Genomic DNA, 22,550 nt, shown 5'->3' with positions numbered 1-22,550 from the left:
GCGAGGCTGCGCTGTCGGCGGCTGCCCTCAGGCGTTCTTGCGCGAGGAGAGCACCTGGTCGACCAGGCCGTACTCCTTGGCCTGCTCGGCGGTGAGGAACAGGTCGCGTTCGATGTCATTGGAGATCTGGTCAGCGGACTTGTTCGTGTGCTTGGCCAGCGTCTCCTCCAGCCAGGTGCGCATGCGCAGCACCTCGGCGGCTTGGATCTCGATGTCCGAAGCCTGGCCGTGCCCCTGACCCTGCATCGCCGGCTGGTGGATGAGCACACGCGCGTTCGGCAGCGCCAGGCGCTTGCCCGGAGTACCGGCGGCCAGCAGCACAGCGGCAGCCGAGGCGGCCTGGCCGAGGCAGACGGTCTGAATCTCGGGCTTGATGTACTGCATCGTGTCGTAGATCGCCGTCAGTGCGGTGAACGAGCCGCCCGGAGAGTTGATGTAGAGCGTGATATCACGGTCCGGATCCTGCGATTCGAGGACGAGCAGCTGGGCCATGACGTCGTCGGCGGAGGTGTCATCGACCTGCACGCCGAGGAAGATGACACGGTCCTCGAACAGCTTGGTGTAGGGGTCCTGCCGCTTGAAGCCGTAGGGGGTGCGCTCTTCGAACTGCGGCATGACATAGCGCGAGGTCGGCATCGCACCGGCGGTGCTCCAGGGATCGATACGAGTCATCTATGTCTCCTTATGCTTCGTTGAGCGAGGTTTCGCCGTCGAGGTCGTCGGACTTCGTGATGACCTTGTCGATGAAGCCGTAGTCGAGGGCCTCATCAGCGGTGAACCAGTGGTCGCGGTCATTGTCCTTGAGGATCTGCTCCAGGGACTTGCCGGTCTGCTCGGCGGTCAGCTCGGCCATCTGCTTCTTCATGTGCAGGATGAGCTCGGCCTGGATTTTGATGTCGGTGGCGGTGCCGCCGATGCCGCCCAGCGGCTGGTGCATGAGGATCCGGGCGTGCGGGGTGGCGTAGCGCTTGCCCTTCGCACCCGAGGACAGCAGGAACTGTCCCATCGAGGCGGCCATGCCCATGGCGACCGTGCCGACGTCGGGGCGGATGTACTGCATGGTGTCGTAGATGGCCATGCCTGCGGTGACCGAGCCGCCGGGTGAGTTGATGTAGAGCCAGATGTCGCGGTCGGGATCCTCGGCTGCCAGCAGCATCATCTGCGCGCAGATGGCGTTGGCGTTGTCGTCGCGCACCTCTGAACCCAACCAGATGATGCGCTCCTTGAGCAGCCGGTTGAAGATGTGATCATCCAGTCCCAGTCCTGCCGGCTTGTCCTGCGCGACCGGCTGGGAGGCGTACTCGTGTGTCGTCACGTGTCACTCCTGTGGTTCGGTTCCATGCTTACTGGACTCTAACCCGTCGGCACCGGGTTTTAGTCCCGCATCGCCTTGTGTTCGCCCTCAGCATATGAGGGTTGATCACAGACGGCGCAGGGCGGGCACGGTCTCCCGTGCCCGCCCTGTCTGATGCGTCAGGTGCGCAGCAGGTCAGTCCTGCTTCTCAGCCTCAGCGTCGTCGGCTGCATCCGCGGTCTCATCGGCCTCTGCCTCAGCGTCGTCGCCATCCTCGTCGTCCTCTTCGGACTCCGGGGTGACGAACTTCGTCATGTCGACGGCGTTGCCGTCGGTGTCGACGACCGTGGCCTCAGCGAGGACAGCGGCCAGGCCCTTGCGGCGGGCGACCTCTCCGCTGATGGCCGGCACCTGGCCGGAGGACTGCAGCATCTGGATGAACTCCTGGGGCTGCATGCCGTACTGCTGGGCCATCGCCATGATGTACTCGATGAGCTCGGCCTGGGAGACCTCGACCTCTTCCTTCTCAGCGATCGCGTCGAGCAGGAACTGGGTGCGAACGGCCTTGGCAGTCTCGTCCTGGATCTCCTGGTAGCGCTCGTCGCCTTCTTCGGCTCCGGCGGCCTCAGCCTGGCGGGAGACCTCCTCGGAGAGGAACTTCTCCGGCAGCGGCAGCTCGACCGTCTCCAGCAGCGCGTCGAGGGCCTTCTCGCGCGCCTGGACGCTCTGCTCGAGCTCCTTCTGCTTGGCGACGTTCTCGCGGGTCTCCTCGCGCAGCTCCTCGATGGTGTCCGAACCAGAGGCCATCTGAGCGAAGTCGTCATCGGCATCAGCGAGTACGCGCTCCTTGACGGCGTTGAGCTTGACGGTGACGACTCCCTCAGAACCCTTGTGCTCTCCACCGGCCAGCGTCGTGCTGAAGGTGGTCTCCTCGCCTTCGGAGAGGTCGACAAGAGCATCGTCGAGACCGTCGATCATGGTGCCGGCGCCGACTTCGTAGGAGATGTCGGTGGCCTCGTCGATGACCTCGTCATCGACCTTGGCGGTCAGGTCGATGGTGACGAAGTCGCCTTCAGCGGCCGGACGGTCGACCGGGTTGAGGGTGCCGAAGCGGGCACGCAGCTCGTCGATCTCCTTGTCGATGTCCTCGTCGGTGACCTCGTAGGTGTCGACCTCGACCTCGATGGAGTCGTAGGCCGGCAGCTCGATGCTCGGCATGCAGTCGACCTCTACAGTGAAGATGAGGTTGCCCTCTTCGGCTCCGTCGAGTCCGGGGATCTCGGAGACCTCGACCTCGGGGCTGCCGAGCGGGCGGACGTCGTTCTCGCTCAGAGCCTGGCGGTAGAAATCGTCCAGGCTGTTGTTGACGGCCTCCTGCAGGACGGCCGGACGGCCGACGCGCTGGTCGATGATGCGGGCCGGAACCTTGCCGCGGCGGAAGCCGGGGACGGTGATCTGCTTGGAGATCTCCTTGTATGCCTCGTCGATGCTCGGCTTGAGTTCGGCATAAGGCGCTTCAACGCTGAGCTTGACCCGAGTCGGGTCGAGATTCTCGACGGAGCTCTTCACGATGTACCTCTCGTTCGGACGGTGGGATCGGCGGAGGCGATCCGCCTAAGTCATGAGTCTCATCACCGCACAGACTCTTGCGGCAACGCACAGCTCTCCAGTCTAGTCATGGAGGCCGCCGTTTTGCACATTGGGCCGCTGCAGCGCCGCGGGCTCCCGTCGCCACCGCAGGGGAACAGTTGAGAGTTCAATTGTGTTGGCTGGGTATGAGAGCTTTCGGATTCGTGTCATTCGGTCATTACGGTCACGGGCGCGGGCTTGGTGATCCCGATGCCCGGCAGATGCTCCACGATGCCATCACCATCGCCGAACGGGCCGATGAGCTCGGTGTCAACGGCGCGTACTTCCGGGTGCATCATTTCGCCCGCCAGTCGGCTGCCCCGATGCCGCTGCTGGCCGCCATCGCTGCGCGCACGCAGCGCATCGAGGTGGGCACAGGCGTCATCGATCTGCGCTAGCGCATGCCCGGGTTGTAGCACCCGTTGTCAGCGTCGGCGCGCTTTACAGCACAACGCTGACGGCAATCCTGGCTGGTTTTCGATGAAGGCGGCTCTTCCTGCGCTGAGCGTCGGTGCGATGATCGCGCAACCCGGCGGTGCTCCACCCTCATAGAGGCGCATCAAGTACTTCGCGCAGCTGATCGACGGTGGGCGAGCCAGCCAGCCCGGCAGGAGTGCGGAACACTCGACAGGCGAGCCCCACCGGCGTGTGCTCGTCGGCGAAGGGGTCGGAACCGTCAATGAGGACGGTCGGGGACCCGTGGAACCCGAGGCGGGCGGCGTCCTCGGCAGTCTCGACTCGCTGATGCACGACGCGGACGTCCGATCGGCCGTCGAGGGCCTCGGTGAGACGCCGGTCGAGCACCTCCCAGTTCGGGCACCCGTCGAAGTACTGCAACGTGATCTCCATGATCCACTCCTCTCAGGCTCTGTCCGCGCGGACCGCGGCCGGTGACGCCGTCTCAGGCGACGCGGCCGCCGCTTGGCTCTTGCGGGCACGCGCGGCGCGCAGCCCGTTGGCGATGACGACGACCTCGGCGACCTCGTGGACGAGGACGACCGCGGCCAGGCCGAGCACGCCGGTGATGGCCAGCGGCAGCAGCACGGCGATGATCGCCAGGGACAGCACGATGTTCTGGTTCATGATCGCCCGGCCGCGGCGGGCATGCCGCAGCGCCTGCGGGATCAGGCCGAGGTCGTGCCCGGTGAAGGCGACATCGGCGGACTCGATCGCGGCGTCGGAGCCGGTCGCGCCCATCGCGATGCCCACAGTCGCACCGGCCAGGGCGGGGGCGTCGTTGATGCCGTCGCCGATCATCGCCGTCGGCGAGGCCTCGGAGAGCTGGGCGACGATGCGGGCCTTGTCCTCGGGCCGCAGCTCGGCGTGCACGTCGCCGATCCCGGCGATCTGCGCGAGCGCGTGGGCGGTGCGGGCGTTGTCGCCGGTGAGCATGCTCACCTCAACCCCCTGCCCTCGCAGCGTGCGCACGGCCTCGGGGACCTCGGGGCGCAGCTCGTCGCGGACGCCGATCGCCCCGGCCAGGCGGCCGTCGACGGCCACGAGCACGCAGGTCTGGCCCTCGGCCTCCAGGTCCTCGACCCGGGCCTTGAGCGGTCCGGCGTCGATCCAGCGGGGGCTGCCCACCGTCACCCGGCGGCCGTCGACGGTGCCGCCGATGCCGTGCCCGGCCTCCTCCGTCACGTCCTGCGCGGCGAGGGCCCCCTGGCCCGCGGCGGCGATGGCGGCGGCGAGAGGGTGCGTCGAGTGCTGCTCGACGGACGCCGCCCAGGCGAGCACCTGCGCGTCGTCGAACCCGTCGGCGGCGACGACGGCGGTGACCTCGGGCCGGTTGCGGGTCAGGGTGCCGGTCTTGTCCACGGCGAGGTGGCGGATGCCGCCGAGGCGCTCGAACGCGGCACCGCTCTTGATGACGACGCCGAACTTCGTCGCCGCCCCGATCGCGGACACCACGGTGACCGGCACCGCGATCGCCAGCGCGCACGGGCTGGCGGCGACGAGGACGACCAGGGCGCGGGTGATCCAGGTCTCGGGGTCGCCGAGCAGCGATCCGAGCACGCCGACCAGGACGGCGAGGACCATCACGCCGGGCACCAGCGGGCGGGCGATCTGGTCGGCGATGCGCGCACGCTCGCCCTTCTCTGCCTGGGCCTGCTCGACCAGCTCCACGATGGTGGTCAGCGAGTTGTCGGTGCCCGCCGCGGTCGCCTCGACCTCCAGCACGCCGGCGGTGTTGATCGCCCCCGCCGAGACCGCGTCATCGGGGGCGACCTCGACCGGGATCGACTCGCCGGTGATCGCGGAGGTGTCCAGGCTGGAGCGTCCGACGCGGACGATCCCGTCGGTGGCGACCCGCTCGCCCGGACGGACCAGCAGCACGTCGCCGACGGCGATCTCCTTGGCCGGGACCTCGACCGAGGCACCGTCGCGCAGCACGGTCGCGGTCTCCGGCACGAGCTTGAGCAGCGCGCGCAGGCCGCCGCGGGCGCGGTCCATCGCCTTGTCCTCCAGGGCCTCGGCGAGCGAGTACAGGAACGCCAGCGCGGCGGCCTCCTCCACGTAGCCGAGGATGACCGCGCCGACGGCACTGATCGTCATCAGCAGCGCGATCCCGAGCTTCCGCTTGGCGAACAGGTTCCGCAGCGCGCCGGGCACGAACGTGTACGCGCCCAGCAGCAGGCCCGCCCAGAACGCGACCAGCGCCGCGACGTGCAGCCCCGACCACTCCAGCACCAGGCCGGTGCCGAACGCGACCCCGGAGAGGATCGGCACCACCAGGCCCGGGTCGCGCCACCACGGGCGCTCGGTCTCCTCTGCCTCTTCGGCGGCGTTGGTGGTCGGCTCGTCGCAGCCGCAGGCGGCGCTCACGAGGCGTCCTCGGAGCCGCTCGGGCCGCAGCAGCCGGGCACCGAGCAGTGCGGGTCGATGCACGGGGCGCTCTCGTCCACCGCCAGCGTCACGTCCACCAGCGCCGTCAGCGCCGCGGCCAGGTGCGGGTCGGCGATCTCGTAGCGAGTCTGCCGCCCCTCGGGCTCGGCGACCACGATGCCGCAGTCGCGCAGACAGGTCAGATGGTTGGACACGTTCGAGCGGGTCAGCCCCAGCTCGCGCGAGAGCACGGCGGGGTGGCTCGGGCCGTCGAGCAGGGACATCAGGATCTTGGAGCGCGTCGGGTCGGCCATGGCCCGGCCAAGCCGGTTCATCACGTCGAGGCGCGAAGCAATAGTCAGCATGCACTGAACTATACAGTGCACGCTGACCAATCGTCCAGATGCAGGGGCTGCCGCACGCGCTCCGCGCGCTTGCCCTCGGGAACCGCGGTCACCTCTTGCGCCAGCTCGACCACGTCGGCATCCCAGGTGCGCCAGGACTTCCAAGGCGGCTACATCACGTGGACGCGCAGCGAAGGCGCACGCATCCGCTGCACCTGAGCGCATGGTCGTGCCCACAGCATTCGCACGCAGGCTCCTGTTCCAAGCTTCCAACCCACCCGAAACCGATGCCGGCCCCGGGTCTGGAAACACAACACGCGGCATGTGAGAAGACGAAGTGCCACGAGAGAACCCGCGGCACTTCGCTCCGTCGGGGTGACAGGATTTGAACCTGCGACCCTCCGCTCCCAAAGCGGATGCGCTACCAAGCTGCGCCACACCCCGGCTCAACGAGACACTACTCTAGCCGCCTGAGCAGTCTTCCTCCTAATCTGCAGCGCGGCTGCCGGCATCGCACATCAGCCCACGTCACGGTGTCACCACCACTCGGCCAGCCCTCGCCTCGCTTTGCATTCGGAGCTGATCTGTTCTAACATTTCTACAGCGCTCACACGGGCGCATCGGGGATGTAGCTCAATGGTAGAGCCTCAGTCTTCCAAACTGATGGTGCGGGTTCGATTCCCGTCATCCCCTCCGCATTCCGCCGGTCCACATGTGGGCCGGCGGTTCTCTATCTCCGTACGCCGACATGTGCCCGATCCTGCGACTGCTGGGTCTTTGGCACAATGAGTCCGTGAGCGAACACAAACCCTCCCATGCAGGTCCTGCATCCTACCGCCCGCGTCAGCACCGCGCGCTCAGCCCGGCGTTTGCAGCGGTGGCGTGTGTCTCTGCTGCAGCGGTGCTGCTTTTCGGCTTCGAGTCGGACTGGGGCTATCTCCCGCTTGCCGTCGGGCTCATCGGATCGTGGGCGATCGACCGGGCGCTGGGCCGGGACGTGCTGCTCATCTGCCTGGCGCTTGCGCTCATCTCGACGATCTCACTCAAGGCCGATATCTCCTGGGGCAACATCGCACTGATGGGGGCCGTACTCTCCGGCGCGGTCATCATCCCCTATGCCATCAGCCGCTGGGTCTACCGCGACCATGCCGTCAGGTTCCCGCGGCGGATCGGCGAGCCGTGGTCGAAGCTCGAATGGTCCTGGCTGTTCATCGTGCTCTTCCTCGGCTGGCTCATCCTGCCGCGGTACTTCATCAGTTCCGGGGTGTACACCAACTGGCCGGCCGTGGAGACACCGAGTGAGATCCTCCGGCTGTTCCTCGGCGTCAACGCCGTGGGCATCTGGGATGAGCTGTTCTTCATCTGCACGGTCTTCACGCTGCTGTATCGCCACTTCTCGTTCTGGACGGCCAATGTGCTCACCTCGGTGATCTTCGTGTCCTTCCTGTGGGAACTGGGCTACCAGGCGTGGGGCCCGGTGCTCACGATTCCGTTCGCACTCGTCCAGGCGGTCATCTTCACCCGCACGAAGTCACTGCCCTACACGATCTGCGTGCACCTGCTTTTCGACCTCATCGTCTTCCTCACCATCGTCCACGCCCACCATCCCGGTGCGCTGCCGATCTTCTGGTACTGAAACGACCGGGACCGGGCACGACTGAGCCCGCCTGGCCGGGGCCAGGCGGGCTCAGCTCAGGATCTGCGGAGGGGTGAGCCTCAGATGGTCTCACCGTTTTCGTAGGCGGCCATGATGCCGATGCGCCGCGCGTGGCGTTCGTCTCCGGAGAACGGCTCGGTCAGGAAAGCGTCGACGATGGCGAACGCGTCAGCCTCGGTGTGCTGGCGCGCACCGATAGCGACGATCTGAGCGTTGTTGTGCTGGCGGGCCAGCCGGGCGATCTCCGGGTTCCAGGCCAGGGCCGCACGCGCACCCTCGACCTTGTTCGCTGCCATCTGCTCACCGTTGCCCGAACCGCCGATGACGACACCCAGTGCCGGGGCGCCCGAGGCGTTGTCGGTGACCACCGCCTCGGCGGCGGCGATGCAGAAGGCGGGGTAGTCATCGAGCGCATCGTATTCGTGGGCGCCGTGGTCGACGACGTCGTAGTCCTGGGCTGCGAGGTGCGCCTTGAGCGCTTCTTTGAACTCGAAGCCAGCGTGGTCGGTGCCGAGGTGTACTTTCATTGCCTGCCCTTTCGCAGCGTGTCCAGCAGAGACTCAGTCGAAGATCGGGCCGACCGTGCGGGTGCGTTTCAGTTCGAAGAACCCGTCGGTGCTCGCCACGGCCAGCACTCCGTCGAACAGCTTACCGGCCGCCTCGCCCTTGGGGGCCGGGCTGACGACAGGGCCGAAGAATGCAACCTCACCCAGAGAGATGACCGGGGTGCCGACGTCCTCACCGACCTTGTCGATGCCCTCCTTATGGGAGGCGCGCAGACGCTCGTCATACTGATCGGTGTGGGCGGCCTGAGCGAGTTCGGCCGGCAGCCCAGCTTCGGCGAGCGCGGCGGGGATCACCTCGTCGAAGTCTCGGCGACCCTCGTTGTGGATGCGGGTGCCAAGGGCGGTGTAGAGATCGGCGAGCACTTCGGGTCCGTGTTGCACCATCGCGGCCGTGACGACGCGGGCCGGCCCCCAGGCAAGCTTCATGTTCTTCTTGTAGTCCTCCGGCAGCTCCTCACGGCCTTCGTTGAGCACTGACAGGCTCATCGGATGGAAGGCGACCGCGACGTCGCGGACCTTCTCGACCTCAAGTGCCCAGCGGGATGTCATCCAGGCCCAGGGGCAGGTCGCGTCGAACCAGAAATCAAGTGTTTGAGCGCTCATCAGAGTCCTTCCGTGTCGGTCCGCCGCAAGGCTGCGGCCGGATGTGCGATGACCGCACCGGACGCCCCCGGCACGGCTCCCGATCATGCAACAATGAGCCTAGTCCGATCATTCCGCCAGCTGACACTTCGGAGGCCCATCCGTGGCACAGCACAACCTCACTCGCGTCGAGGCGGCCGAACGCGCCGCGCAGATCTCGGTCACGTCCTACGAGGTCACACTCGTCCTCGACGGTCAGGGAGAGACGTTCCGCTCAGTCACCACGGTGCGCTTCACCGCCGGCAGCGATGATTCGACCTTCATCGACGCCGTCACCGCTCAGGTGCACAGCATCCAGCTCAACGGCAAGGAACTGCCGGTCGACGAGCACGTTTCGGCCGCCCGCATCAGCCTGCCGGGTCTGGCTCCGGACAACGAGCTGCGCATCGACGCCGAGTTCTTCTACATGAACACCGGTGAGGGCCTGCACCGCTTCGTCGACCCCGTCGATGACGAGACCTACCTGTACACGCAGTTCGAAGTGCCTGATGCCCGCCGCGTCTTCGCCGTGTTCGAGCAGCCCGACCTCAAGGCCTCCTTCTCCTTCACGATCATCGCCCCGGAGTCGTGGACGGTGGTGTCGAACTCCCCGACCCCGGTCGCCGGCGAGCCGCATGAGACGCTCGCCGAGCTCGGGATCGAAACTACGGACATGGCGCTGTGGCAGTTCGCTCCCACTCCCCCGATCTCGTCCTATATCACCGCGATCATCGCTGGGCCGTACAAGTCCGCGCACTCCTCGCTTCTCAGCTGCGACGGCGAGGAGGTGCCGCTGGGCGTCTACGCGCGCGCCTCGCTGTTCGACCACGTCGATGCCGAGGAGATCTTCAAGCTCACCCGCGCCGGGTTCACCTTCTTCGAGGACCTCTTCGCCACCCCGTATCCTTTTGAGAAGTTCGATCAGCTCTTCGTCCCCGAGTTCAACGCCGGGGCGATGGAGAACGCCGGAGCAGTCACGATCGTCGAGGACTACGTCTTCCGCTCCCGGCCGAAGCGCAGCACCGTCGAGGCCCGTGCGGTGACGATCCTGCACGAGCTGGCCCACATGTGGTTCGGCGATCTCGTCACGATGCGCTGGTGGAACGACCTGTGGCTCAACGAGTCCTTCGCCGAGTTCACCTCGACGCTGGCGACCGCCGAAGCCACGGAGTTCTCCGATGTGTGGACGAGCTTCGCCACCGTTGAGAAGGCCTGGGCCTATCAGCAGGACCAGCTGCCGAGCACCCATCCGATCGTTGCCGCAATCGAGGATCTCTTCGACGTCGAGGTCAATTTCGACGGCATCACCTATGCCAAGGGGGCAGCTGTGCTCAAGCAGCTCGTCGCCTGGGTCGGCCGGGATGCGTTCTTCGCCGGCGTCAAGCGCTACTTCGACGCCCACGCCTGGACGAACACGGAACTTGACGACCTGCTCACCGAACTGGAGGCCACCTCTGGCCGGGACCTGCGCACATGGTCGCAGCTGTGGCTGGAGGAATCAGGCATCAACCTGCTGCGCCCGATCGTCGAGACCGACGAGTCCGGCCGGCTGAACCGCCTGGCGATCAGCCAGGAGGCCGTTGAGCTGCCCAGCCGCCCGGTGCCCTCGCTGCGCCCGCACCGGGTGGCGATCGGCTGCTACGACATCACCGCATCCGGTCAGGTGGTGCGCACGCACATCCAGTCAGTCGATCTCGACGGCCCCGTCGCCGAGGCAGAGGTGCCGGCGGGTGCCTCGTCGCGCCCGGACATCATCGTCGTCAACGATGGCGACCTGACCTATGCGAAGACACGTTTCGACGAGGTGAGCCTGCGCAATGCGATCGCCCACGCCTCTGGCTTCGAGGACTCGCTGACTCAGCTGCTCGTGTTCTCGACCGTGTGGGACATGGTCCGCGACGGGGAGATCCCCGCCCAGGACTACCTCCCCCTTGTCGGCGCGCATGCCGGGTCCATCACTCATTCGGCCGGGCTGCTCGCCCAGCTGCGGCAGGCGAAGGCTGCGATCACCCGGTTCCTGCCGCCGCACCTGCGCGCCGATGCGCGCGCTCGGTTCGCCGATGACCTATGGACACAGCTGCACAACGCCGACCCGGGCTCGGACAGCCAGTTGCAGTTCCTCATCGGCTTCGCGGAGACCGCCGAGACCGACAGCCAGCTCGACCGGGTCGCCCAGATGCTTGAGACCGGCACCGCCCCGGTCGAGGGCGTGAGCATCGACACTGACCTGCGCTGGAGCCTTGTCATCGCACTGGCCGCTGCCGGCCGTCTCGATGAGGCCGGCATCAGTGCCGCGCTGGAAGCCGATGACACCGCGATGGGCCGGAACAAGGCCCAGACGGCCAAGGCCTCCCCGCAGACCCCGGCTGCCAAGACCGCGGCGTTCCGCTCCCTGGCCGATGATCGCGAGCTGCCGAACTCGGTCGTTGCTGCGACCGCGCTGGGCTTCGCTGCCGGCCTGCAGCTGCCCGACGGGTCGCTGGTGGCTGCTGAGGAACCGGTCGGCAGCTTCGTCACCGAGTACTTCGATCGGGTCGCCGGCTGGTGGGAGTCGCGCACCCTGGAGATCGCGCAGACGCTGACGCTCAGGCTCTACCCGCCGGCCACGCCCGATGCGGTGGCCCGGACCCGGCAGTGGCTTGAGGAGCATCCGGCTGCTCCGAAGGGGCTGCTGCGGCTCATGGCCGAGAACCTCGACAACGCCGAACGGGACCTGCGCGCCCAGCAGACCGCCATGGAAGCGCTCAGCGCTGCCGGGGCGGAAGCGGGCAGCTGACCGTCAGCCAAGCGAGACTGCGCAGCGCTGTGGCGAACGCCATACCGCGTCCCCATGCGACGCTCAGCGGAGGCGGGTCTGTTCTGACTGCCCTTTCAGATGCGGTCTCTAAGATTGCGCCCGTATGAGCACTTCAACGACACCTCCCGCTGAGCAGATCAAGGAAGCGGTGAACGAGACCGTGGACAAGACCGCCAACTTCGATTGGATGTGGCTGCTGGGCGCTCCCCTGCGCATCGCCTTCATCATCGTCGGCGCGGTCATCCTCAACCTCGTCGCCCGCAAGATCATCCGCAAGTTCGCCGGCAAGATCGCCGACGGCTCGAATGCTGCGGAGAACCGGCGCCGGCAGAAGTCCAACGAGACCCCGCGCATCAACGGCTCCGATGCGATCGCCAAGGCCCGCCGGGCGCAGCGCGCGCAGACGGTCGGGTCGATGCTGTCGTCGATCGCGACGATCATCATCGCCACGCTGGCGGTCATGATGGTGCTGACCGAACTCGACTTCAATCTCGGCCCACTGCTCGCCTCCGCCGGTATTGCCGGTGTGGCGATAGGCTTCGGCGCCCAGGAGCTCGTCAAGGACTACCTGTCGGGCTTCTTCCTCGTCGTCGAGGACCAGTACGGCATCGGAGACACCGTCGACCTCGGCGAGGCCGTCGGCACCGTCGAGGAGGTCGGGCTGCGCACGACGAAGGTGCGCGGCATCGACGGCACCCTGTGGCATGTGCGCAACGGTGAGATCATGCGCGTAGGCAACCAGTCCCAGGGCTGGGCACGCGCAGTCATGGACATCGCCGTGCCGTACGACTCCGACCCGAACGTGCTCAACGGCATCATCGAAGACGCTGTCGCCGAGCTGCGCGCCGATCCGGCGCTGACCACCTCGATCCTCGAAGATCCCGAGATCCTCGGTGTGCAGGATCTGACCGGTGAGGCGATGACGATCCGCGCGTTCATCAAGACCAAGCCCAATGAGCAGTGGGCCGTCGCCCGTGCCTTCCGCGGCACCGTCAAGCGAATGATGGACGAGCAGGGCATCCGCATCCCGCTGGCCCAGCAGACCATCGTGCGCGCCCAGCCGGTCGAGACCACCGCCTCGGCCTCGGACTTCGGCACCACCGGCACGCTGCCCTCCCGCCAGCAGACTGCCGGCAGCCCCGCTGACAACACCGGCCGCACCGCCACCGCCACGGCAGAGAGCGACGATGAGGAGCATGAGGACATCGCCGACGATCCGCTGCCGGCGCGGGCGAACCAGGAGAGCACCGCGACGAAGGATCCTTCCTACGGGATCACGCAGCAGAGTTCGCGGCGGGGCCCGAGTGACTCATAGGATCGAAGCGTGACGACTCAGCGCCCAGACGCCATGTTCACGATCATCGGCGGCCATGCGGCCTTCACCCAGCTCGTCGACGTCTTCTACCGGGAGGTCGCAGCCGATGAGTACCTCATCGCGATGTACCCCGAAGGCCAGGAGCTCGAGGGCGCCAAGCACCGGCTGCAGACGTTCCTGGAGCAGTACTTCGGCGGGCCGACGACGTACTCCCAGGAGCGCGGCCACCCGCGGCTGCGGATGCGGCACAACCCGTACCCGGTGACCCCGAGGGCCCGTGAGCACTGGCTGCGGCACATGCGCACCGCACTCGACTCCCTGGAGCTGCCGCCACTGCACGACACGATGGTGTGGGACTACTTCGAACGCGCCGCGACCGCGATGGTCAACCGCTTCGATGAGCCCGGGGAGGCTCCGCGCACCAGCCTGGGACCACTGACCCCCAACAGCTGAGCCCCAAAAGCTGAGCCCCAAAAGCTGAGCCCCGGCTGCTGAGCCTGACCTGCTCGGAGCAGTCGGCAGGATGCCTCAAGCGGCCCGATCGCAGCGTCCACGGGTGAGCACATGGCCACGCGGCGAGCTCAGCCGCAGCCAGCCCGGCGCCTCGAACACGCTCGTGGTGCCCGCAGGATGGGCGAATCCCAGTCCGAACATCGCAAAGGCCACCGCCGCCTGCAGCCGGTCCTCGAACTCACCGGGCAGCGGCCGGCTCCACACGCGGCGGCGCAGCCCTGTCACCGCATGGATCCCTGCGCCCTCGGGAGTCCCGGCGGCCACCTCAGCGATCCCCGCTTCGGCGGCGGCGATGAGCTCAGCATCGGCCAGCTGGCCCACCGGCAGCCAGGGCCCCCTCGGCGGGGCGATGCCTGCCCAGGAAACCTGGATCTCCTGCGGCGGGATCGGCATCGCCTCCTCACCTGTGCTGCGCAGCCGGGCGAACCGGTCGCAGATCGCCGCCGTCGGCACGACGACGTCGAGGCCGTCGAGTCCGGTGTCGGCCAGCCGGAACATGCGCATCCCGACGGTCAGCGGCGTCGTATCGCCGAGCCCGTGCGGAAACAGGGGTGCAACGGAGACGACGAGGACATCGCCGGTGGCCGACAGGCGCATCGCACCCTCGGGGTCGATGTGTTGGGCGCGGGAGGCGAAGACCTGCCAGTCGGCCAGCGCCTCGGACGTAGTGAGGCGGATGTGCTCGGATGTGTGCATGCCGATCCTTGGCATCAGCGGCGGGCCCGCACAGGGCGCAACGGCACGCGGTCAGTGACGAAGGGTTCGACCGCCGCCGTTTCGGCCTCGCTCAGCCGCCGGGCCCGGCCGGTGCGGGCGTCGACGAAGGCGATGACGGTCTCGGCCAGGGTGTAGACCGCGGTGCCGTCGGGTTCGGCGATGACGTAGCCGACCTCCATGGTGGCGGGGGTGAGGCCGGAGATGACGGTGTCGACTGCGATCGGGCCGGTGCGGAAGCCGATGGGCCGACGGTATTCGATGCGGTGGGAGAAGACGAGCAGGTTCGTCTCCCCTGCCGCCTCGCCGAGCACCGGTGGGAAAGCCCGGCCCTGGACTGAGTGCCCGGCACCGGGGATGTTCGCCGGAGCAGCAGCGTCACGGTCAGCGGTCGGTGAGCCGAAGGCGCGCACGCGGGCCTCTTCGAGCAGGCGCAGCTGGGTGACGTTGTTGACGTGCCCGTAGGCGTCCATATCGCCCCAGCGCAGTTCGATGAGCACGCGGGCGAAGGGGCCGGACAGCAGCGGATTCGACAGGGTTTCGGGCATGGTCCCATTCTGCCACCGGTGCCGGTGGTCAGGCACACCAGGCCGGACCTTGGTCAGGGCGGATGAGGGCGCACCGGCGTAGACTGCCAGCAGTTGCCAGCACACAGTGAGGAGGGCACTGATGGGTGCCGAAGACAGCGTAGCCCAGCTCATCGACCTGTTGCAGGTCACCCCGACCGATCCGGTACCCGGCACGCGGGAGTCGGTGTTCTGCCTCGGGCGCAGCCAGTACAAGCCCGATGGCCGGGTGTTCGGCGGCCAGGTGCTCGCTCAATGTGTCATGGCAGCCGGGCAGACCGTTGATCCCGCCCGTCAGATCCACTCGCTGCACGGCTACTTCCTGCGCCCAGGCGATGTCAGCGAACCGATCACCTTCGGCGTCGAGGTGCTGCGCGACGGTGGGTCGTTCTCTGCCCGCCGGGTGCACGCCTATCAGAGCGATGAGCCGATCCTTTCGCTCATCTGCTCGTTCCAGGTCGAGCAGGACGGCATGGAGCACGGCGATGAGTTCCCGGCAGATGTGCCGGGTCCAGAGGACTGCCCGGAGATCAACGAGCTGATGGCCGATGTCGACATCCCCTTCATGCGCGATTGGCTGCGCAAGCGGCCTTTCGAGGTGCGGCCGGTCGAGCCGCCGATCTACTTCGATCCCGACCCTCAGACGCGTGCCCAGGAACGCATGTGGATCCGCTCCTCGGCTGCGTTCCCCGACGACCCGCTGCTCAATGCTGCTGCGCTGGCCTATGCCAGTGACTTCAATCTGCTCGCACCGGTGCTGCGCCGCCAGGGCCTGACGTGGATGACGCCGGGGCTGCGGATGGCCAGTCTCGACCATGCGATGTGGTGGCACCGGCCGGTGGCGATCGGTGAGTGGATGCTGTACTCGGAGACGTCTCCATCGGCGCGTGGCGGTCGCGGGCTGGGGCTCGGCCGGATCTTCTCGCAGTCCGGTCAGCTGCTGGCCACGGTCGCGCAGGAGGGGATGGTCCGCATCAAGGCCAAAGCCTGACATGAATGCCGCAGGCCGGCTGCTCCCTCTTGGAGCAGCCGGCCTTGTGCTGCCGGAGCGCGTGCAGGTCAGTCGCGGGTGAGGCGACGGTGGGTGACGCGGTGCGGGCGGGCGGCTTCCTCGCCCAGGCGCTCGACCTTGTTCTTCTCGTAGGCTTCGAAGTTGCCTTCGAACCAGTACCAGCTGGCCGGATTCTCTTCGGTGCCCTCCCACGCGATGATGTGGGTGGCGACGCGGTCGAGGAACCAGCGGTCGTGGGAGACGACCACAGCACAGCCGGGGAAGTCGAGCAGCGCGTTCTCCAGCGAGCCGAGGGTTTCGACGTCGAGGTCGTTGGTCGGCTCATCGAGCAGAAGCAGATTTCCGCCCTGCTTGAGGGTCAGCGCGAGGTTAAGACGGTTGCGCTCACCGCCGGAGAGCACGCCGGCCTTCTTCTGCTGGTCCGGACCCTTGAAGCCGAACGCGGAGACGTAGGCGCGCGAGGGCATCTCGACGTTGCCGACCTGGATGAAGTCGAGTCCATCAGAGACGACTTCCCACAGGCTCTTCTCCGGGTCGATGCCGCCGCGGGACTGGTCGACGTAGGAGATCTTGACGGTCTCGCCGACTTTGAGGTCTCCCCCGTCGAGCTCTTCGAGCCCGACGATCGTTTTGAACAGCGTCGTCTTGCCGACGCCGTTGGGGCCGATCACACCGACGATGCCGTTGCGCGGCAGCGAGAACGACAGCCCGTCGATGAGCGTGCGGTCGCCGAAGCCCTTCTGCAGGTCCTTGGCTTCGATGACGATGTCGCCCAGGCGCGGGCCGGGCGGGATCTGAATCTCTTCGAAGTCGAGCTTGCGGGTCTTCTCCGCTTCAGCTGCCATCTCCTCATAGCGGGCGAGACGGGCCTTGGACTTCGTCTGGCGGGCCTTGGCGTTCGAGCGGACCCACTCGAGCTCATCCTTCAGCCGCTTCTGCAGCTTGGCGTCCTTCTTGCCCTGGACCTTCAGGCGCTCCTGCTTCTTCTCCAGGTAGGTGGAGTAGTTGCCCTCGTACGGGTACAGGTGGCCGCGGTCGACTTCGGCGATCCATTCGGCGACGTGATCGAGGAAGTACCGATCGTGGGTGATGGCGATGACGGCGCCGGGGTAGGTCTTGAGGTGCTGCTCGAGCCACAGCACCGACTCCGCGTCGAGGTGGTTGGTCGGCTCGTCGAGCAGCAGCAGGTCAGGCTTTTCCAGCAGCAGCTTGCACAGTGCCACGCGGCGCCGCTCACCGCCGGAGAGCACCTTCACGTCAGCGTCTGGCGGCGGGCAGCGCAGTGCGTCCATCGCCTGTTCGAGCTGGGAGTCGAGATCCCAGGCATCGGCTGCATCGATGGCTTCCTGCAGCTTGCCCATCTCCTCCATCAGTGCGTCGAAGTCGGCATCCGGGTCGGCCATCTCCTCGGAGATCTCGTTGTAGCGGTCAAGCTTCGCCTTGATCGAGCCGACACCTTCCTCAACATTGCCGAGGACGGTCTTGTCTTCGTTCAGCGGCGGCTCCTGGAGCAGGATGCCGACAGAGTATCCGGGGCTGAGACGGGCTTCGCCGTTCGATGGCTGGTCGATGCCAGCCATGATCTTGAGGATGGTGGACTTACCGGCGCCGTTCGGGCCGACCATGCCGATCTTCGCTCCGGGGTAGAAGGACATCGACACGTCGTCGAGAATGACTTTGTCACCGTGCGCTTTACGCGCCTTATGCATGGTGTAAATGAATTCGGCCATAGTGGTCTCAGACTATCGGTTCCCACATGGCTAGGCCATTCCTCCGCGCCCGTCGTTTAGCCGGAGCGCGACATCGCCTGAGCGCGGCTCAGCCACCGAGCTGCGGGGCCTCGATGCTCTCTTCCCCGTCGCCGCCGCCGTCGTCGGTTCCCTCTTCGGAGCCGCCGGTCTCGCTCGGCTCCGCGGTGTCCTTTCCGTTCATGTCCTCGCCCGGCATGTGCCCGGCACCGTTGTCATCGGAATCCTCGTCGCGCTTATCGCCTGTCGGCGCATCGACGCCTTCGGGCCTCTCGACGTAGCCGAGAAGACACGTGCCGGTCGATTCGGTGGGCTTGGTCAGATGGGCGGAGATCTTTCCCGAGCGGATCTCGCCGACGACACAGCCGTCGTCGACTTTGACTCCGAACATCTTCGCAGGCACGTCATTGCCCAGCGGCGAGGCGTCGATCGTCGCTTCAAGCTGCTCCGGCTTGTACCCGGCGCCGGTCATCGTGTCGAAGAACTCCTGAGTGCTCGGCACGCCGTCCCGACCTTCGAGCGGTTTGAGTGCGGCGACGACTTCGTCCACGACGGCCGGGACCTCTTTGGTCTGCACCGGGTTCGGTTCTGCCGACTGCTGATTCATCAGCGAACAGCCGCTGATGAGCGCTGCGGAACAGGCCAGCGTTCCGGCAGCGAGAAACCGTCGAAGCATCGTTGTCCTTCAGTCAGTGCCACACAACAGTCCTACTCTAACCGGACTCAGGGGACTCGTCTCACCGAAGCGACACAGATTCTCCGGCATGTCGCCGGGCAGGCCGTACGCATCGATCGCACGCGCCCGACCTGCCCGGTGACCTTCTGGCGCTCAGCTCTGGCCGGCCGGCTCCATGGCGTGATCGTCGTGGATCTCCCCTGTTGTGGTATCGATCATGGTGTCGTCGATGTCGTCGCTCGGCGCGGCGGAGGCATGCGATGTCGACGGCGGGCTGCCGAGGCTGTCGTAACCGCTGGTGCTGCCGACCGGAGTGCTCTTGGCACCGTTGCGGGTGCTGCGCGCCCAGTTCGCTGTGCCGAAGCGCAGATTGTGGCCGACGGCTTCGGCGATGATCTGCGGGTTCTTGCCTGATCTTGTGCCGGTCGTGTCGGTCCACTCACGGATCCGCAGTCGGCCTGCGACGATGACGGCATCGCCCTTGTGCACTGATGAGTTCACATGGAGGGCCAGGTCGCCGTAACAGGAGACGTCGAACCAGGAGGTGTCGATCTCCCGGTACTCCCCCCTCTCATTGTCGTAGAACCCGAAGTTGACTGCCAGCCGGAAGGACGCCCACACGCGTCCGTCGCTGAGCGTGCCGCTCTGGCAGTCAGCGCCTGCGGTGCCGACGAAGTAGTTGACTTGTTTCATGAGCAGGTCCTTTCTCTCGCCTGTGCTGAGACCTGCCTGTCACTCTTGCCCATCAGTCCGCAGACCGCCCATATGCAACTCAGCGCCTGTGGATGCACGTCTGGCATCCACAGGCGCTGGTCTCCAACGCTCAGCGCAGACAGTCGTAGACCTCCCTGTGCTCCCGCAGCACTCCGGTGATCGGCGCGAGATACGAGCTCGCGGCTGCCGAATGGACTGCCTGGGTCAGTCGTTCGGCGACGTCGTCGGCGGCGTCCTTCGCACCCCTGCGCCGAGCCGAGGCCGCAACGATACTCGTGATGACCGACCCGGTGATGCCGATGAGCAGCAGCGCGCCGGGGATGATCCACAGCAGCGTCGAGCCAGCAGTGACATCTACACCGGTGAGCAGGAGAACAAGCTGGATGACCAGCCACAGGGCGCCGATGACGGTGGCGAGGAAGAACAGGTTCTGCAGCACACCGGCCAGCGTCCACCAGCCGGGCTTGCGCCGCTCGATGCGCACCGCGGTGACGGCCTCGTCGAGCGTGTGGGTCAGTTCGGCAGTCGACTGCTTCTCCGCCTTGGCGACATCGGCCTGCCAGGCCATCGGCAGCGTGGACACGGCGTCGACGACGAGTTCGTGGGCGGCGAGGTTGACCCGCGCGCTCTGGGTCCGCGTCGTCTCCGGCACAGCGGCACGGATGAGGTCTTCGCGGTCACCACCGTGCCGGGCGCCGAGCGGATCGGCCTGGCCGCGCTGGGCCATGGCCAGCGGCGGATAGCCGGTCTTCTTGTAGGCCCGGCGCAGGTAGTCGTCCTCCACCGTCTGGGCAACTGCGTGCACGCCGGCGGCGTCGACCATCGCGTCGATGAGCCGGTCAGCGCCCTGCAGCTGCTCGGGCTGGTCGACAGGGGTGCCGAGCTCGCCGCGGATCCGCCCGGCCATCTCCCTGAGGTCGGTCAGCAGTCGCTCGGAGGCGGCCGCCTGGGCGAGCACAGTCTCGGTCAGGATCTGCCGCAGCTCCGGGACACCCTCCCGAGTCAGCGCTGAGGCCAAGGCGACGCGGGCGTTGTCGAGCCCGTCGTGGGCGAGCAGCTGCTGCAGGTGTTCGCGACAGGCGACCCGCTCCTCCGCGGTCAGCGTGTCGACCTGGTTGAGCACGACGACCATCGACGAGGCGTGGGACGCCAGTTCTGAGAGATAGTGCGAATGCAGGGAGAAGTCAGCGTACTTCTGCGGGTCGACGACCCAGAAGACGACATCGACGAGGTTGACGAGCCGATCGGATTCGACGCGGTGCTCCGCTGAGGTCGAGTCATGGTCGGGCAGATCGAGGAGCACAAGACCGTGCAGGCTCTCCTCATCGTCCCCATCGAGCGCGCTTTCGCGCCACGTGCGGTTGGTCACCGGCACCTTGAGCCAGGACATGATCTCCTCGCCTCCGTCGCCCCAGACGCAGGCCGTCGGCTTCGAGGTCGTCGGTCGGCGCACGCCGACTTCGGCGATCTCCAGGCCGGCAACCGCGTTGAACAGGGAGGACTTGCCGGATCCGGTGGAGCCTGCGAAGGCGACAACAGTCGATTCCTCGCCGAGTTTCAGGCGCGCTTCGGCCTTGTCCAGAAGCTCGGCTGCTGCCGTACGGGTCTCGTCGGAGATCTTGCGCGGTCCCAAGGTGAGAGCGCGGTTGATGCCCTCTGTCAGCGTCGCGATCTCGCTGCGTGTGGCATCGCTCACAGTGCTTCCTCCAATCGGTCACCGGCGCCGCGCAGATTGCCTGCCTGCCGGGGCGGGACTTCGCTGTCATTCAGAGCCGAGTCGAATGGCGCTCGGTAGCGCTCGAGCAGTTCGGATGCGCTGTCGATGAGGCGGGTGCGCGCCGTCTGCGCCAGGTCGCGGGTGGCCTGGTCGCCGAAGATCGTGTCGAGCAGCTTGCCGGCCACCAACGCCGTGCCGCCGGCGACACCGGCCTCGGCTCCGGTCAGCCCACCGGTGCCGGCGAACACGGCGAGCATGAGCACTGCGCCGACTCCGTTGACGCCGAAGGACAGGATGCGGGCCTTGGCGCGCTTGCTCTGTCCGACCTCGCGGACGAGCTCGTTGACATCATCGGACCAGTGGGCGACCATCCGGCCGACGTCGGCGTCGAACTCGGCCGGCACCCGCGTCATCTGCCGGTTCACCTTGACGAGCGCATCGCCTTCGGGGTGGGCCTGCCAGGCGTGGGCGGTGTTCGTCACTGCGGAAACGACCTGCTCGCGGATGAGCAGTGCCACGGAGTCCTCGATCGCCTGATTGAGCGGTTCGGCGGCGTCGCGCCTGCCGGTCACCGCCGACGTGATGCGGTCGCGGATCCGGGCGACGGTGGGTTCGAGCCCTCGGAAGAACTGCCCGGTGCCCACGAAATCCTGCCAGCGGGCGAGCACCTCGCCGCGCAGCACCCGGCCGTCGACAAGTGACTCGGCTAGCTCCTCGCGGGCGCTGCCGAACTCACGGGTGACGGTCTCCTGCAGGCGCTGGTGGGCGGATTCCTGCTCCTCGACGTAGCCGGCCAGGGTGCGGGCGCGGGCGGGCACGGCCGCCAGCGCTCCGGTCAGGGTCTGGGCGATGACGCGGTCCCGGGCCCGAGAATTGCGGCCGAGGTTCATGATCCACGACTGCACGGGGAACACCGCGGCTTCGGGGATCCGGCCGTCGACGAGCATGAGCTCAGGCACGGTGAAGATCGGCGCTGAGCCCAGGCCCGCCTCGGCGAGCAGTCCTGAGAGATGGTGACGGACTTCCCGGTTGGCCTTCGGGGGCACCCGGTCGAGCACGATCGACACGGCTGTGCCGCGCTCGGCAGATTGTTTGAGCAGCTCCCACGGGACAGCGTCGGCGTACCGGGAGGCGGTGGTGACGAACAGCCACAGGTCGGCTGCGGCGAGCAGCTGGCGGGCCAGTGTGCGGTTCTCCTCGCGGACTGAATCGATATCCGGTGAGTCGAGCAGGGCCAGGCCCGGCGGCACGCTGGTGCTGGAGACCAACCGCAGCTGCGGGCGTTGAAGGTCAGTCGCTTCGCCGATGACCCGCTCCAGGCTTGGCAGGATCCGGTCGGAGGCGAAATGCTCCTGGTCATCGGGGTGGTGGATGAGGACCGGCCAGCGGGTGGTCGGGCGCAGCACACCGGTGGCGGAGATGTCAGCTTCGACGATCGAGTTCACCAGCGTGGACTTGCCGGCACCGGTTGATCCGCCGACCACGACGAGCAGCGGGGCGTCGGTCTGGCTGACCCGTGGCAGCAGGTAGTCGGTCAGCTGGTCATCGAGGCTGCGCTGCAGGCTGCGACCGGCCTCGGCACCGGGTGTGTGCAGCGGAAATCGCGCATCGCGCACCCGTTTGATGAGGTCACTGAGGGCAGGCGCGACGCCTGAGGACAGGCTGGTGTCGTTCGGTCCTTGAGTCACGTTCCTACTCTCTCGGTTTTCCCAGGCTGACACCACTCACCACGCCGCAGCTGGCGCAGTTGGCCGCCGGCCCCGGCAGGCGCAGTGGGCCCGCAGGCGCTAAGATGTCCAGTGCCTCCATGGTCCAAAGGATCACGACGTCCGGCTTCTACC

The 22,550-nt window shown here is 67.0% G+C and carries 20 protein-coding genes, 2 tRNA genes and 1 pseudogene; 7 read left to right on the top strand and 16 right to left on the bottom strand.

All coding sequences use genetic code 11. The annotated features are described in order from the left end of the window. Nucleotides 1-27 precede the first annotated feature (27 nt). The 3 genes from M3B11_RS12320 to tig all read right to left on the bottom strand — a co-directional run bounded on the left by M3B11_RS12320 (nucleotide 28) and on the right by tig (nucleotide 2,863). Nucleotides 28-672, bottom strand: a complete 645-nt coding sequence (locus M3B11_RS12320) for an ATP-dependent Clp protease proteolytic subunit (RefSeq protein ID WP_259856022.1) — start codon at nucleotides 670-672, stop codon at nucleotides 28-30. 10 nt (nucleotides 673-682) lie between these two features. Next, nucleotides 683-1,315 carry an ATP-dependent Clp protease proteolytic subunit gene (locus tag M3B11_RS12315; RefSeq protein ID WP_311197853.1) on the bottom strand — a complete coding sequence of 211 codons (633 nt, stop codon included), beginning with the start codon at nucleotides 1,313-1,315 and terminating at the stop codon, nucleotides 683-685. Nucleotides 1,316-1,489: 174 nt separating this feature from the next. After that, nucleotides 1,490-2,863: a trigger factor gene (gene tig / locus M3B11_RS12310; RefSeq protein WP_259877737.1), complete on the bottom strand. Its 1,374-nt coding sequence runs from the start codon at nucleotides 2,861-2,863 to the stop codon at nucleotides 1,490-1,492. Between the two features lie 206 nt (nucleotides 2,864-3,069). On the opposite strand from tig, the pseudogene M3B11_RS12305 reads away from it, so the two are divergent. Then, nucleotides 3,070-3,318: pseudogene (locus tag M3B11_RS12305) on the top strand (LLM class flavin-dependent oxidoreductase); the annotation flags it as partial. Between the two features lie 151 nt (nucleotides 3,319-3,469). On the opposite strand, the gene M3B11_RS12300 reads toward M3B11_RS12305, so the two are convergent. The 4 genes from M3B11_RS12300 to M3B11_RS12285 all read right to left on the bottom strand — a co-directional run bounded on the left by M3B11_RS12300 (nucleotide 3,470) and on the right by M3B11_RS12285 (nucleotide 6,537). Further along, nucleotides 3,470-3,772, bottom strand: coding sequence for a hypothetical protein (locus tag M3B11_RS12300; RefSeq protein ID WP_007321360.1), 303 nt, complete (start codon nucleotides 3,770-3,772; stop codon nucleotides 3,470-3,472). Between the two features lie 12 nt (nucleotides 3,773-3,784). Further along, nucleotides 3,785-5,749, bottom strand: a complete 1,965-nt coding sequence (locus M3B11_RS12295) for a cation-translocating P-type ATPase (protein ID WP_259877736.1) — start codon at nucleotides 5,747-5,749, stop codon at nucleotides 3,785-3,787. Beyond that, nucleotides 5,746-6,114 (bottom strand): helix-turn-helix transcriptional regulator, encoded by a 369-nt coding sequence (locus M3B11_RS12290; RefSeq protein WP_165883108.1) that lies wholly within the window; start codon nucleotides 6,112-6,114, stop codon nucleotides 5,746-5,748. The genes M3B11_RS12295 and M3B11_RS12290 overlap by 4 nt, the downstream gene beginning before the upstream one ends. Before the next feature lie 349 nt (nucleotides 6,115-6,463). After that, nucleotides 6,464-6,537: transfer RNA gene (locus M3B11_RS12285), tRNA-Pro, on the bottom strand. Nucleotides 6,538-6,715: 178 nt separating this feature from the next. On the opposite strand from M3B11_RS12285, the gene M3B11_RS12280 reads away from it, so the two are divergent. Continuing rightward, nucleotides 6,716-6,786 (top strand) — tRNA-Gly (locus M3B11_RS12280). Nucleotides 6,787-6,886: 100 nt separating this feature from the next. After that, on the top strand, nucleotides 6,887-7,729 hold the full coding sequence (locus M3B11_RS12275) for a CPBP family intramembrane glutamic endopeptidase (RefSeq protein ID WP_259877735.1): 843 nt from the start codon (nucleotides 6,887-6,889) through the stop codon (nucleotides 7,727-7,729). Between the two features lie 80 nt (nucleotides 7,730-7,809). Here M3B11_RS12275 and M3B11_RS12270 read toward each other — a convergent pair whose 3' ends face one another. Both M3B11_RS12270 and M3B11_RS12265 read right to left on the bottom strand, forming a co-directional pair. After that, nucleotides 7,810-8,277 (bottom strand): ribose-5-phosphate isomerase, encoded by a 468-nt coding sequence (locus tag M3B11_RS12270; RefSeq protein WP_165883111.1) that lies wholly within the window; start codon nucleotides 8,275-8,277, stop codon nucleotides 7,810-7,812. 33 nt (nucleotides 8,278-8,310) lie between these two features. Then, nucleotides 8,311-8,919, bottom strand: a complete 609-nt coding sequence (locus M3B11_RS12265; RefSeq protein ID WP_259877734.1) for a DsbA family protein — start codon at nucleotides 8,917-8,919, stop codon at nucleotides 8,311-8,313. Nucleotides 8,920-9,061: 142 nt separating this feature from the next. On the opposite strand from M3B11_RS12265, the gene pepN reads away from it, so the two are divergent. The 3 genes from pepN to M3B11_RS12250 all read left to right on the top strand — a co-directional run bounded on the left by pepN (nucleotide 9,062) and on the right by M3B11_RS12250 (nucleotide 13,502). Continuing rightward, complete coding sequence (gene pepN / locus M3B11_RS12260; protein ID WP_259877732.1) at nucleotides 9,062-11,713, top strand: aminopeptidase N; 2,652 nt, start codon at nucleotides 9,062-9,064, stop codon at nucleotides 11,711-11,713. Nucleotides 11,714-11,837: 124 nt separating this feature from the next. Continuing rightward, nucleotides 11,838-13,049: a mechanosensitive ion channel family protein gene (locus M3B11_RS12255; protein ID WP_259877731.1), complete on the top strand. Its 1,212-nt coding sequence runs from the start codon at nucleotides 11,838-11,840 to the stop codon at nucleotides 13,047-13,049. A 9-nt stretch (nucleotides 13,050-13,058) separates the two neighbouring features. Further along, a complete protein-coding gene (locus M3B11_RS12250; protein ID WP_396121574.1) occupies nucleotides 13,059-13,502 on the top strand; it encodes a globin in 444 nt (147 codons plus the stop codon). Nucleotides 13,503-13,577: 75 nt separating this feature from the next. Here the strand turns inward: M3B11_RS12250 and M3B11_RS12245 are convergent, their stop codons facing one another. Together M3B11_RS12245 and M3B11_RS12240 are read right to left on the bottom strand one after the other, a co-directional pair. Then, the gene (locus tag M3B11_RS12245) at nucleotides 13,578-14,258 is read right to left on the bottom strand and encodes a hypothetical protein (protein WP_259877729.1); all 681 of its coding nucleotides are present in this window, start codon (nucleotides 14,256-14,258) and stop codon (nucleotides 13,578-13,580) included. A gap of 14 nt (nucleotides 14,259-14,272) precedes the next feature. Beyond that, on the bottom strand, nucleotides 14,273-14,824 hold the full coding sequence (locus tag M3B11_RS12240; RefSeq protein WP_259877727.1) for a thioesterase family protein: 552 nt from the start codon (nucleotides 14,822-14,824) through the stop codon (nucleotides 14,273-14,275). A gap of 121 nt (nucleotides 14,825-14,945) precedes the next feature. Here M3B11_RS12240 and M3B11_RS12235 point away from each other — a divergent pair, with 121 nt between their 5' ends. Then, nucleotides 14,946-15,833 carry an acyl-CoA thioesterase II gene (locus M3B11_RS12235; RefSeq protein ID WP_259877725.1) on the top strand — a complete coding sequence of 296 codons (888 nt, stop codon included), beginning with the start codon at nucleotides 14,946-14,948 and terminating at the stop codon, nucleotides 15,831-15,833. 68 nt (nucleotides 15,834-15,901) lie between these two features. Here the strand turns inward: M3B11_RS12235 and ettA are convergent, their stop codons facing one another. The 5 genes from ettA to M3B11_RS12210 all read right to left on the bottom strand — a co-directional run bounded on the left by ettA (nucleotide 15,902) and on the right by M3B11_RS12210 (nucleotide 22,397). Further along, nucleotides 15,902-17,584: an energy-dependent translational throttle protein EttA gene (gene ettA / locus M3B11_RS12230; RefSeq protein WP_259877723.1), complete on the bottom strand. Its 1,683-nt coding sequence runs from the start codon at nucleotides 17,582-17,584 to the stop codon at nucleotides 15,902-15,904. A gap of 88 nt (nucleotides 17,585-17,672) precedes the next feature. Next, complete coding sequence (locus tag M3B11_RS12225; RefSeq protein ID WP_259877720.1) at nucleotides 17,673-18,209, bottom strand: DUF6993 domain-containing protein; 537 nt, start codon at nucleotides 18,207-18,209, stop codon at nucleotides 17,673-17,675. Between the two features lie 222 nt (nucleotides 18,210-18,431). Further along, nucleotides 18,432-18,971 carry a single-stranded DNA-binding protein gene (locus M3B11_RS12220; RefSeq protein ID WP_259877719.1) on the bottom strand — a complete coding sequence of 180 codons (540 nt, stop codon included), beginning with the start codon at nucleotides 18,969-18,971 and terminating at the stop codon, nucleotides 18,432-18,434. A gap of 130 nt (nucleotides 18,972-19,101) precedes the next feature. Beyond that, nucleotides 19,102-20,688: a YfjP family GTPase gene (locus M3B11_RS12215; protein ID WP_259877717.1), complete on the bottom strand. Its 1,587-nt coding sequence runs from the start codon at nucleotides 20,686-20,688 to the stop codon at nucleotides 19,102-19,104. Continuing rightward, nucleotides 20,685-22,397: a dynamin family protein gene (locus M3B11_RS12210; RefSeq protein ID WP_259877715.1), complete on the bottom strand. Its 1,713-nt coding sequence runs from the start codon at nucleotides 22,395-22,397 to the stop codon at nucleotides 20,685-20,687. The genes M3B11_RS12215 and M3B11_RS12210 overlap by 4 nt, the downstream gene beginning before the upstream one ends. Nucleotides 22,398-22,550 lie beyond the last annotated feature (153 nt).

The organism is Brevibacterium sp. p3-SID960 (assembly GCF_025144725.1).
In the GTDB taxonomy this organism is placed as follows: Bacteria; Actinomycetota; Actinomycetes; order Actinomycetales; family Brevibacteriaceae; genus Brevibacterium.
Note: the sequence above shows the minus strand (reverse complement) of the source record. Positions and strands in the feature narration are given on the sequence as shown.

What these genes read in the sequence shown, in the direction of transcription:
- M3B11_RS12245 (WP_259877729.1), bottom strand. Translation starts at nt 14,258, where the DNA reads ATGCACACATCCGAGCACATCCGCCTCACTACGTCCGAGGCGCTGGCC.
- M3B11_RS12255 (WP_259877731.1), top strand. Translation starts at nt 11,838, where the DNA reads ATGAGCACTTCAACGACACCTCCCGCTGAGCAGATCAAGGAAGCGGTG.
- M3B11_RS12265 (WP_259877734.1), bottom strand. Translation starts at nt 8,919, where the DNA reads ATGAGCGCTCAAACACTTGATTTCTGGTTCGACGCGACCTGCCCCTGG.
- M3B11_RS12320 (WP_259856022.1), bottom strand. Translation starts at nt 672, where the DNA reads ATGACTCGTATCGATCCCTGGAGCACCGCCGGTGCGATGCCGACCTCG.
- M3B11_RS12270 (WP_165883111.1), bottom strand. Translation starts at nt 8,277, where the DNA reads ATGAAAGTACACCTCGGCACCGACCACGCTGGCTTCGAGTTCAAAGAA.
- M3B11_RS12300 (WP_007321360.1), bottom strand. Translation starts at nt 3,772, where the DNA reads ATGGAGATCACGTTGCAGTACTTCGACGGGTGCCCGAACTGGGAGGTG.
- M3B11_RS12290 (WP_165883108.1), bottom strand. Translation starts at nt 6,114, where the DNA reads ATGCTGACTATTGCTTCGCGCCTCGACGTGATGAACCGGCTTGGCCGG.
- M3B11_RS12240 (WP_259877727.1), bottom strand. Translation starts at nt 14,824, where the DNA reads ATGCCCGAAACCCTGTCGAATCCGCTGCTGTCCGGCCCCTTCGCCCGC.
- ettA (WP_259877723.1), bottom strand. Translation starts at nt 17,584, where the DNA reads ATGGCCGAATTCATTTACACCATGCATAAGGCGCGTAAAGCGCACGGT.
- M3B11_RS12220 (WP_259877719.1), bottom strand. Translation starts at nt 18,971, where the DNA reads ATGAAACAAGTCAACTACTTCGTCGGCACCGCAGGCGCTGACTGCCAG.
- M3B11_RS12225 (WP_259877720.1), bottom strand. Translation starts at nt 18,209, where the DNA reads ATGAATCAGCAGTCGGCAGAACCGAACCCGGTGCAGACCAAAGAGGTC.
- M3B11_RS12235 (WP_259877725.1), top strand. Translation starts at nt 14,946, where the DNA reads ATGGGTGCCGAAGACAGCGTAGCCCAGCTCATCGACCTGTTGCAGGTC.